Here is a 9,158-nt window from a genome sequence, read left to right on the forward strand (position 1 = left end):
TATGGATGACATTGCATGGCTGGCCACGAAGGTAGGTACCTTCGCGGCCAGCCCGACTGGTATTCAGGGCACCCAGGCCAATCCCGCGGGCATCGTCGTTGAGCCGACGCACATCGGGCAGGCCCGCAAGCTCAGCGATCACGTTATCGCGCTCGCGGGCTGGCCCACGGGTCGCCATCACACGCTGGTTAAGGCCGCCGAGGCACGGCTTGCGGGGGAGACGGGGGCCAGCGAGGTGTGGGTGGTCGTCGATAAGCTTAGCGACGAGAACGCGACCCTCGGCGAGCTCGTCGCTGTTCGCCAAGGCGTGGAACCGCCCGTGCGCCTCGGCGCGATTGTGCCACCCGGGCAGGAGTCGGTGGCCTTTCAAGCTGGCGTGGACGTTGTGGCTGTCGAATACGGGGCCGACATCCCGGCGGGCGAGGTGGCGGTCTACGGGGAGATCCCGAACCTAGAAGCCACCGTTGAGCTGCTGTCGGCGGGCGCGACCCGAGTATTTGCCGCTGACCCTAAAGCTGCGTTGAGGCAGTCGTAGCACCGATCTCGTTGAGGTTGACGTTATCACCGGTCAAGGTGACGCGGAAGCCGTCTTGGATCACGGTGAATTGTTGGATCTGCAGCGGGCCGACGAGTTCCTGCTGGATGCCGGACTCGCTGAGCTGCTTGAGCGCGTCGGTGGTCTCCGGTGGCAGGTCGAAGCCGAACAGGCGCGAAGACGTCACCTCGAATTGGAGCTGGCCGTCAACCATGACGGGCAGCAGCTCCACCTCGAAGAGGCCCTGGGTGATGGACAGGTCGAAGGTGCCGGCCGTTGGGTTGGAAATTACGTCCGAGACCCCCAACACATTGACAAGCTCGGAGTAATTGCCTGCGTTCCCGCCGGCGATGGCCTCTTGAAGCTGCATCTGCATGGAGGTCTTGAGGAAGTCGTCGGGGATCTCCGCGGTGACCTGCAGATGGCCCACGGTGTTGTCGCCGCGTATGGAAAGATCGCGGAGCTCAAGCTGAGACGCCGGACTGCCATTGATGTAATCCGGGCCGATTTCCAGCGTCGACGGCGTATCCAGCGACATACTCGGGATAGTGCCGGTGAACAGAGAAAAGGTCAGTGGCATCGCGCCGAAGGAGAGGTGTGGCTCGCCCTCCACGGTGACGCTTGCCGGCGTTTGCGCGGCGAACCCGTCGCGGAACTGCTTCGACATATACCAGCGCATTCCAACTTCGGCGACGAGGAAAATCACCAAAACGAAAACGAGCACACTGATAAGAACCATCCACCCGGTGGATCTTCTAGAACCGCTGGATTTGCCGGAGGTCTTACCGGTAGATGATGAACTAGTACTCATTGTGCTTGGGTCCCTTACTTCTGCTCTGGAGCAACGGCACCCCATCTTACCGTGAAAAGGTTGTCCCTCACCCTTCTGCGCTGAGGGATAATGGGCACACCTTCGGCGACCAGCAACTCTATCGCCTTGCGCCACCGCACCCGCGGGCCGTACGGCTCCCACCCAGCGGCGCGCTCCCACGCGGAATCGGCGGCCGCCAAAAGCGCGTGGATTTTTTCGCCGTCCTTATTTAAGTGAATCAGTTTCTTCGGCAGCCGCTCGGCAACGTCGCTGGGCGTAGAAACATCCCACGGATCCCAGGCAAGCGTGAGCGTTTGCGGCCCTTTCTGGTCCAGGAGCACCCAGGCGGCGCGCCGGCCCAGCTCGTCGCAGGTCCCCTCGATGAAGTAGCCACCGGGAGCCAGGCGCGAGCACACCTCGGCCCACACCATGTCCACCTGGTCCACATCGTATTGGCGCAGCACATTGAAGGCGCGCACCAGGTTGGGGCGGTAGCCGGCCAGCTCGAAGCCGCCGAGCTCGAAGCGCACGCCGTCGCGCGGGGGCAGGACCCGGGATGGGTCTATTTCAAGGCCAACCACCTGGGTGCGGGGATTGATCTGGTGAAGCCAGCGCGCCCACTCAACGGTCGTCGTGAAGCTAGCGCCGTAACCCACATCGACCGCGAGGGGACTGTCGACCCCGCGCAGGTAGGAGGAAATCAAAGGGTGGTAGCGGGTCCAGCGATCGGAGCGGCGCAGGCGGTTGAAGCCGGTGGTGCCACGGGTGATCACGCCAAAAGGCCGACCCGTCCCGGACTGCGCGCGCAGATTATGGGCATGGTCGGCCATGGTAGATCTCGAAAAAGAAGGCTTAGAGGTTTTCGGTGATCCAGGTGTTGGTCAACTGACCTTCCTGGTTGAAGAGATCGCCGAGGGCTTCCGCAACCTTAGGCTCAATGGCTGGGCCCATGAATGGGATGTCCACGGTGACCTCGTTGTCGTAGGTCAGGGTGGTGTTCTCGCCGTTAGCAGCAAGAGCGATATCGCCATTGAAGTGCACAGGGGTGCCCTTGACGTCTGCGTCGTAGTTGATGTCAGCCTTGCCGTCTGCCAGCTCGCCGATGGTGATCACGCGCTTGACCTTCAGGGACTGCGACACCATGGAGCGCACTGCCTCCGGGAGCAGGTCGAGGGGGAGAACCTCGAAGAGGGTGGCTACGTTGCCGCTAAAATCGTTGACTTCGCCTGGCTCAGGGGACAGGTTGGCCACAATGTATGCCCAGTAGTCCTGGTTTGTCAGCGCGGCGTGAACTTTTTCGGCCGGCTGATTGATAGTTACGGTGTTTTCGCTACGAGATGCCATGCCCTACAGACTACCGTGGGAAGGGTGTCTGATTCAGTTAAGGTCCGCTTTGACGGCCGTGTCGCAGAGAACTTGTCCGCCATTGATGGGGTAGAGGTCATCGCCCCGCCCGCCTTCGCGGAGTTGACCACGCTGCGCATCGGCGGTCGGCCGGTCGCGGCGGTGCGCGCTTCGTCGGCGCAGGCGCTCGCTTCGGCCGTGTCGCTTCTCGACGAGGCTCAGGTCCCACTCCTCGTCGTCGGCGGTGGGTCCAACTTGGTGGTGGCCGACGAGGAGCAGGATTTGGTGGTGGTCCTGGCGGCCAATGACTCGCTGGAGATCGGCTCCGACGGATTGGTGCGCGCGGGCGCGGGCGCGGTGTGGGACGAGGTTGTGGCGGCAACGGTCGAGGCGGGTCTCGGCGGCATTGAGGCGCTCTCGGGCATCCCGGGTTCCGCGGGTGCCGTGCCGGTGCAAAATGTGGGCGCCTACGGCGCCGAGGTGGCCGACGTGCTCACCCGCGTTAACTTATATAACCGCGAGACCGGCGAAACCGGTTGGGTGCCGGTGGCGGATCTGGAGCTGGCCTATCGCTACTCCAACCTGAAGTTCACCTCCCGTGGCGTCGTGCTTGAGATTGAGATGCAGCTGGACACCACCGGGATTTCGGTGCCGCTGCGCCACATGAAAAACCGCCGCATTTCGGTGGCGGCGGCGCGCGCCTCGGTGCTGGAGGTGCGCGCTTCGAAGGGCATGGTGCTTGACGCCGCGGACCACGACACCTGGTCGGCCGGGTCGTTTTTCACCAACCCGGTCGTGTCGGCTGAGCTCGCCGAGGCCATCGACGCCAAGGTCGGCGAGGAGGGCATGCCACGCTTCCCACAAGAGGACGGCCGCGAAAAGCTCTCGGCCGCCTGGCTCATCGAGCGCGCAGGCTTTAGCCGCGGTTTCCCCGGTGAAGACGCACCAGCTCGCTTATCGACGAAGCACACGCTGGCACTCACCAACCGCGGAAATGCGAAAGCGAGCGACATTGCATCGCTCGCTCGCACCGTTCGTGACGGGGTGGAAGAAAAGTTTGGTGTGCGCCTGGTTCCCGAACCGGTCTGGGTCGGGATGTCCATCGATGACTAATTTTGCGGACTAGCCCTTCACACCACCGGCCGTCAGCCCGGACACAATGCGGCGCTGGAAAATCAGCACCATAATAATCAGCGGCACCGTGACCAGTGCGCCGGCCGCCATCGTGGCTGCATAAGGGTATTCAAAGGAGCTTGGGCCGGTAAACCTGGCGATGGCCACGGTAACGGGTTCGGTGGCATTCGTCGATAATTGCTGTGCCAACATGTACTCGTTCCATGCCGCAATGAACGCCAAGATGGCCGTGGTGAACAAGGCCGGGGTGGCCAGCGGCATCATGATCATGCGGAAGGCCTGCGCGCGTGTGGCGCCGTCGACGCGGGCGGCTTCCTCGAGCTCCCACGGCAGCTGGCGGAAAAACGAGATCAGGGTATAGATGGTCAGCGGCAGCGCGAAGGAAATGTCGGGTATGATCATCGCCTGGTAGGTGCCGATCCAGCCGATCTGGCTAAAGAGCTGGAACAGCGGGGTGACCAGGGCGATACCCGGGAACATCGAGGCGGCCAGGATGATCGCGGTGACGAAGCCCTTGCCACGGAATTGCAGGCGCGCCAGCGCGTAGGCGGCGCCCACGCCGACGACCAGCGCTACAACGGTAGTGGCCAAGGAAATTATCAGCGAGTTCACGATTGCCCGGGCAAAGTTGTTGCCCTTGTCGGTGGCCAGTGCGTCGCGGAAGTTATCCAAGGTGACGTGGGTTGGCCACGGGGTGGTATCGAAGGTGAAGGTGGAATCGCGCAGCGCGACAACCAACATCCAATAGAAGGGGGCCAGGCCCCAGATCAGGATGAATGCCACGCCCACGTAGTGCAGGGCGGTGGCCCATTTTTTGCTTCTCATTTAGCTGGCTCCCATCGTTGCTGCGGCTGCCTTGGCTTCGCGCTGTGCTCGTCGTTTAGCTTCCTTCTTTGCTGCTCTTTGCTCGCCGGTGCCCGAGACATCGGCTCCGAGGAAGCGGATGAGGATGAAGGCGACGAAGAAGATAAAGAGGAAGATCAGTGTGGATAGCGCCGAGGCGGAATTGAAGTTGCCCTGGCGCATGTCTTCGACGACGAGCTGGCTGATTACGGCGGTCGGCGAGTTCGAGGACGGCGAGATCATGATCACCGGCAGGTCGTACATGCGCAGCGCATCGAGGGTGCGGAAGAGCACCGCGACCATCAGTGCGGGGCGCACCAGTGGCAGGGTGATCAGCCAGAATTGTTGCCAGCGCGAGGCGCCGTCGACGCGGGCGGCTTCGTAGGTTTCTTTCGGGATCATCTGTAGCCCGGCCAGGATGAGCAGCGCCATGAACGGGGCGGTTTTCCATACGTCGGCGATGATGACGGCGAAGCGCGCGGCCCAGGGGTCGGTGGTCCACATGATGTCGGTGCCCAAAATGGAGTTCACGATGCCCTGTGGGGCGAACATGAACTGCCACAGCTTGGCGGTGACGGCTGTGGGGATGGCCCACGGGATGAGCACGGCGGCGCGCACGAGGCCGCGGCCCTTGTAGTTGCCGGCCATGATCAGCGCCATGATCATGCCCAGGATTGTTTCCAGGGTGACAGTGGCGATGGTGAAGCCGACGGTGTTGGTCAGTGCTGGCCAGAAGTCGGTGGAGAGCACTCCGGGCGGGCACGTGGTGGCCACGCCGTTCGCGCCCATGCAGCGCTGATTCAGCCAATAGAGATAGTGCTGGATGCCGGCGAAGCCACCCTCGACGAAGAGCCCGGTTGCGGGGTCGAGGTGGCGGTCGGCTTGAAAAGACAGGTAGATGGCGCGCAGCACCGGATAACCGATGACCACAGCCAGCACGATCAGTGCAGGCGAGAGCAATAAGAGCGCGCTTCGGGCTTGTTGGGCTCTTGTTCGCATGGACACGACTCCATTTTCAAGTGATAAACACCTGCCCGGGTTGATCGCGGGCAGGTGTTAAGGGGTTAGAGCAGGTTACTTAGCAGCGTTTTCGATTGCGCTCTTCATGTCGCGGGTTGCGTCGTCGACGCTCTTTCCAGCGGTCAGCGCCGCGTAGGAGTTATCCTGCACAGCCTTGGAAATTGCTGGGTAGAACGGGCTGACCGGACGTGGCGCCGCGTTTTCCAGGGAGGTCTTCAGCGCTGGCATGTATGGGTGCTTTGCGATGATGTCTGGGTCGTCGTAGATCGAGGAGAGAACCGGTGGGAAGGAAGCCTCAGCGAAGGAGAGCTGGTTTTCTTCCGAGACGATGAACTCGATGAAGTCGCGGGCGGTGGCCTTGTTCTTGGAGTTCACGTTGATGCCGTTGTTGTAGCCGCCCAGGGTGGACACGCCGACGCCGTCCTTGCCCACGAGCGGGCCGACCGCAACCTTGCCAGCGATCGTGGAGGCTTCGCCCTCGGCGTTGGAGTACATGTAAGGCCAGTTAATTGCGTAGGCGGTGCGGCCCTCGACGAACGCGAGGTTGGTCTCTTCCTCGGTTGCGGCGGTGGAATCCTTGGTGATAACGCCGCTGTTGTAGGCGTCGACGAGTGCCTGCAGGCCGGCCTTGGACTCAGGGGAATCGACGGTGACGGTGGTGCCGTCGGTACCAAGTACCGAGCCGCCCCAGCCTTCCATGAAGCCGACGGTGTTCACGGTCAGGCCCTCGTACTGGGAGAGCTGCGTGGTCAGGCAGCCCACGCCCGCGGCCTCGGCTGCGCCACAGGAATCGATGAGCGCCTGGAAGTTCGTTGGCTCCTCCGGCATGATCTCGGTGTTGCGGAAGAGCAGCTGGCCGTTAGTGTTCTGTGGCAGCGCGTAGAGGGTGTTGTTGTAGGTCGCGGACTCGACGGTCGCTGGCAGCAGCTTGGAGGTGTCCACGGCGAGGTCGCCCTCGAGTGGGGCGAGGTACTGGTTGGCTGCGAAGTCGGCGGTCCAGATCACGTCGAGAGCCATCACGTCATAGTCGCTGTTGCCGGCCTGCAGGGACTGCACGAGGGTTTCGCGCTGCGCGTCGGCCTCGCCCGGCAGCTCGCGAAGCGTGACCGTCTCGTCGGCGTGCTCAGCGTTCCAAGCTTCAATGATGGGCACGAGCTTGTCCACGTCGTTGGCACCCATGGCAAAGGTGATCGGGCCACGGGAGTCGGCGCCTTGGGAGGCCGCAGGCGAGGAGGAGGATGCGGAGGATCCGGAACCGCCGCTCGAGCAGGCGACAAGGGTAGCCGACGCAACGGTGACAGCAGCGAGCGTGCCAAGTGTGCGGCGCGTAATGCGAAGCGACATGCGAAGAACCTTTCAGGAAATTTTAATGGTTCTTCTAATGTAGTGAGCTAGGGCATAGTTGCGAAGCACTTTGCTTCAAATCATACTATTCGGGGGTAAATTTAGATTCGCTGTCCGGAATCCTTGTCAAAGCGAAGCGCGCTCTCGGGGTCATAGGTCAGCTCGGCACTGGCACCGATGCGGGGGACATGTCCTTGAGGGACCTTTGCGACGAGCCGATCTCCCTCACTGGCAACGTAAGCGTAGGCCTCGGAGCCCAATTCCTCGACCAGCTCAACGATTCCGGAGCGCACCACCCAACCGGTCGGCGCCGGATGATCGGCGGTGACCAGATGCATGGATTCTGGGCGCACGCCGAGGCGCACTGCCTGGCTGCCACTGTCGGCGCTGCGGTCGTCGAAAAGGTTCATGGCGGGCGAGCCAATGAATCCCGCGACAAACTCGTTGACCGGGTTGGCGTAGAGCTCCTTCGGGGCTGCGACCTGCTGGAGCACGCCTTTATCGAGCACGGCGACGCGGTCGCCCATGGTCATCGCCTCGACCTGGTCGTGGGTGACGTAGACGGTGGTGGTGCGCAGGCGGCGCTGCAGGGAAGCGAGCTCGGCGCGGGTTTGCACGCGCAGTTTGGCATCCAAGTTGGACAGCGGCTCGTCCATGAGGAAGACCTTGGGCTCGCGGACGATGGCGCGCCCCATGGCCACGCGCTGGCGCTGGCCGCCGGAGAGATCCTTGGGGCGGCGATCCAGTAGTTCGGTCAGGCCCAGGAGTTCGGCGGCCTCGTTGACCTTCTTATCGATCTCCGCCTGGGGAAGCTTGGCCAACTTCAGCGCGAAACCCATGTTTTTGGCCACGCTCAGGTGTGGATAGAGCGCGTAATTCTGAAAAACCATGGCCACGTCGCGTTCCCCGGGCTCCAAATCGGTGACGTCGGTGTCGTCGATAAGAATGCGTCCCGCGCTCGTCGGCTCGAGGCCGGCCAGCGCGCGCAGGGTGGTGGACTTGCCGCAGCCTGAGGGGCCGACGAGCACAAGGAACTCGCCGTCTTTGATCTCGAGCTGGAAGTCGCGCACCGTGGGTTCGTCGGCGCCGGGGTATTGAATATCAACGTGATCGAAAGTAATCGATGCCATGAATAAGCAGATTAGCAGCGTGGGTCACTTTTGGGGGAACCCTTGCCCCTAGACCAAGCGGTCTGTATGGTGGTGGACACGATCAAGAAGATCAGCCGCAAACGCCCTTCGGCAGGCTGACTGGCAACCGCGTTACGCACACGGTGCCCCCGAAGGAAGATCGGCCTCGGACAGGCAAAAGCCGCGAGGAAGAAGCGATTTATTAGGAGCACTCTCATGAGTACACCAATTCGCCGGATGGCAATCACCACCGGCACCGAAAAGTTCCACAGCCAAGCAGAAGCTGCCGTCAATGGTGGCGGCTGGGAACGGGTCCGGGACATGTCCTTCGATGACCAGCGCACTGAGCTGCGCAACATCACGAATCAGGCCCAGCGCAGGGGGCAACCGATCTGGTGGCACCCGGAACAGAAGCTGTTGCGGGTTGATCTCAGCCACACGGCGTCATTCGTGTTCGAATCCGTAGCGGCTTAAGGGGAGACATCATGTGTGAATGCATGTATACCTACAATGTTCCTTCCTCCACCTGCACGCTTGAAAAGCGCGGGCATAGCGCTGGCTTTCACGTCACCAAGAGCCTGCTCAGCCACGGGGACTGGGTCGATGCCACTGATGTGGAGGCCAAGGGCAACTACCTGATCTTCCGGGTCGCGGGCGAACGGTTCGTCCGCTGGCATCACAATGCGAAACGCGCCGCGACCGAGGCTTCGCATCTGCGCGGGATCGAAGGTGCAGTGCAATTTTCGCCGTCGGCGGAGTGCCTAGAGGTGCGGGTGTGTAAGTCTCGCGCTGGGGTCTTTTGGCTCGACCTGACCGACACCGGCGACAAGTGCGAGCACACCCGCAGCGCCGAACCGCTCGTGGGTGGCCCAATGCCTTCAGTCTGCGAGTCATGCGGGCGCACGGACGCGGATGCGCTGCCGGGCGACGACGAGCCAAAGATCAGGTTCCGCTAGACGACGAAGTACCCACCGGAAACTTTCTCCGGTGGGCACTG

Annotated in this window: 11 protein-coding genes and 1 riboswitch; of the genes, 4 read left to right on the forward strand and 7 right to left on the reverse strand. The window is 62.4% G+C overall.

What is annotated here, in order from left to right:
• The first annotated feature begins 1 nt into the window (after nucleotide 1).
• A complete protein-coding gene (locus ACXZ66_RS02175; protein ID WP_458750178.1) occupies nucleotides 2–535 on the forward strand; it encodes a deoxyribose-phosphate aldolase in 534 nt (177 codons plus the stop codon).
• Here the strand turns inward: ACXZ66_RS02175 and ACXZ66_RS02180 are convergent.
• The 3 genes from ACXZ66_RS02180 to ACXZ66_RS02190 are packed head-to-tail and all read right to left on the reverse strand — an operon-like array spanning nucleotide 510 to nucleotide 2,690.
• Nucleotides 510–1,346: an LmeA family phospholipid-binding protein gene (locus tag ACXZ66_RS02180; protein WP_458750179.1), complete on the reverse strand. Its 837-nt coding sequence runs from the start codon at nucleotides 1,344–1,346 to the stop codon at nucleotides 510–512. The genes ACXZ66_RS02175 and ACXZ66_RS02180 overlap by 26 nt on opposite strands.
• A gap of 14 nt (nucleotides 1,347–1,360) precedes the next feature.
• Nucleotides 1,361–2,176, reverse strand: a complete 816-nt coding sequence (locus tag ACXZ66_RS02185; RefSeq protein ID WP_458750180.1) for a class I SAM-dependent methyltransferase — start codon at nucleotides 2,174–2,176, stop codon at nucleotides 1,361–1,363.
• 22 nt (nucleotides 2,177–2,198) lie between these two features.
• Nucleotides 2,199–2,690, reverse strand: a complete 492-nt coding sequence (locus ACXZ66_RS02190) for a DUF2505 domain-containing protein (RefSeq protein ID WP_458750182.1) — start codon at nucleotides 2,688–2,690, stop codon at nucleotides 2,199–2,201.
• A 24-nt stretch (nucleotides 2,691–2,714) separates the two neighbouring features.
• On the opposite strand from ACXZ66_RS02190, the gene ACXZ66_RS02195 reads away from it, so the two are divergent.
• Complete coding sequence (locus ACXZ66_RS02195) at nucleotides 2,715–3,803, forward strand: UDP-N-acetylmuramate dehydrogenase (RefSeq protein ID WP_458750183.1); 1,089 nt, start codon at nucleotides 2,715–2,717, stop codon at nucleotides 3,801–3,803.
• A 9-nt stretch (nucleotides 3,804–3,812) separates the two neighbouring features.
• On the opposite strand, the gene ACXZ66_RS02200 is transcribed toward ACXZ66_RS02195, so the two are convergent.
• The 4 genes from ACXZ66_RS02200 to ACXZ66_RS02215 all read right to left on the reverse strand — a co-directional run bounded on the left by ACXZ66_RS02200 (nucleotide 3,813) and on the right by ACXZ66_RS02215 (nucleotide 8,161).
• Nucleotides 3,813–4,649: a carbohydrate ABC transporter permease gene (locus ACXZ66_RS02200; RefSeq protein WP_458750184.1), complete on the reverse strand. Its 837-nt coding sequence runs from the start codon at nucleotides 4,647–4,649 to the stop codon at nucleotides 3,813–3,815.
• Entirely contained in the window at nucleotides 4,650–5,666 is a 1,017-nt protein-coding gene (locus ACXZ66_RS02205; RefSeq protein ID WP_458750186.1) for a carbohydrate ABC transporter permease, read from the reverse strand. It lies immediately after the preceding gene.
• A 75-nt stretch (nucleotides 5,667–5,741) separates the two neighbouring features.
• Nucleotides 5,742–7,031, reverse strand: a complete 1,290-nt coding sequence (locus ACXZ66_RS02210) for an ABC transporter substrate-binding protein (protein ID WP_458750188.1) — start codon at nucleotides 7,029–7,031, stop codon at nucleotides 5,742–5,744.
• A 101-nt stretch (nucleotides 7,032–7,132) separates the two neighbouring features.
• Nucleotides 7,133–8,161, reverse strand: a complete 1,029-nt coding sequence (locus tag ACXZ66_RS02215; protein ID WP_458750189.1) for an ABC transporter ATP-binding protein — start codon at nucleotides 8,159–8,161, stop codon at nucleotides 7,133–7,135.
• Between the two features lie 80 nt (nucleotides 8,162–8,241).
• Nucleotides 8,242–8,361, forward strand: a riboswitch (SAM riboswitch).
• 16 nt (nucleotides 8,362–8,377) lie between these two features.
• Between ACXZ66_RS02215 and ACXZ66_RS02220 the strand changes: the two genes are divergently transcribed.
• Both ACXZ66_RS02220 and ACXZ66_RS02225 read left to right on the forward strand, forming a co-directional pair.
• Nucleotides 8,378–8,635, forward strand: a complete 258-nt coding sequence (locus ACXZ66_RS02220) for a hypothetical protein (RefSeq protein WP_458750191.1) — start codon at nucleotides 8,378–8,380, stop codon at nucleotides 8,633–8,635.
• 23 nt (nucleotides 8,636–8,658) lie between these two features.
• Nucleotides 8,659–9,117 carry a hypothetical protein gene (locus ACXZ66_RS02225; RefSeq protein ID WP_458750192.1) on the forward strand — a complete coding sequence of 153 codons (459 nt, stop codon included), beginning with the start codon at nucleotides 8,659–8,661 and terminating at the stop codon, nucleotides 9,115–9,117.
• The last annotated feature ends 41 nt before the right edge of the window (nucleotides 9,118–9,158 follow it).

This window comes from Corynebacterium sp. S7, from assembly GCF_054401105.1.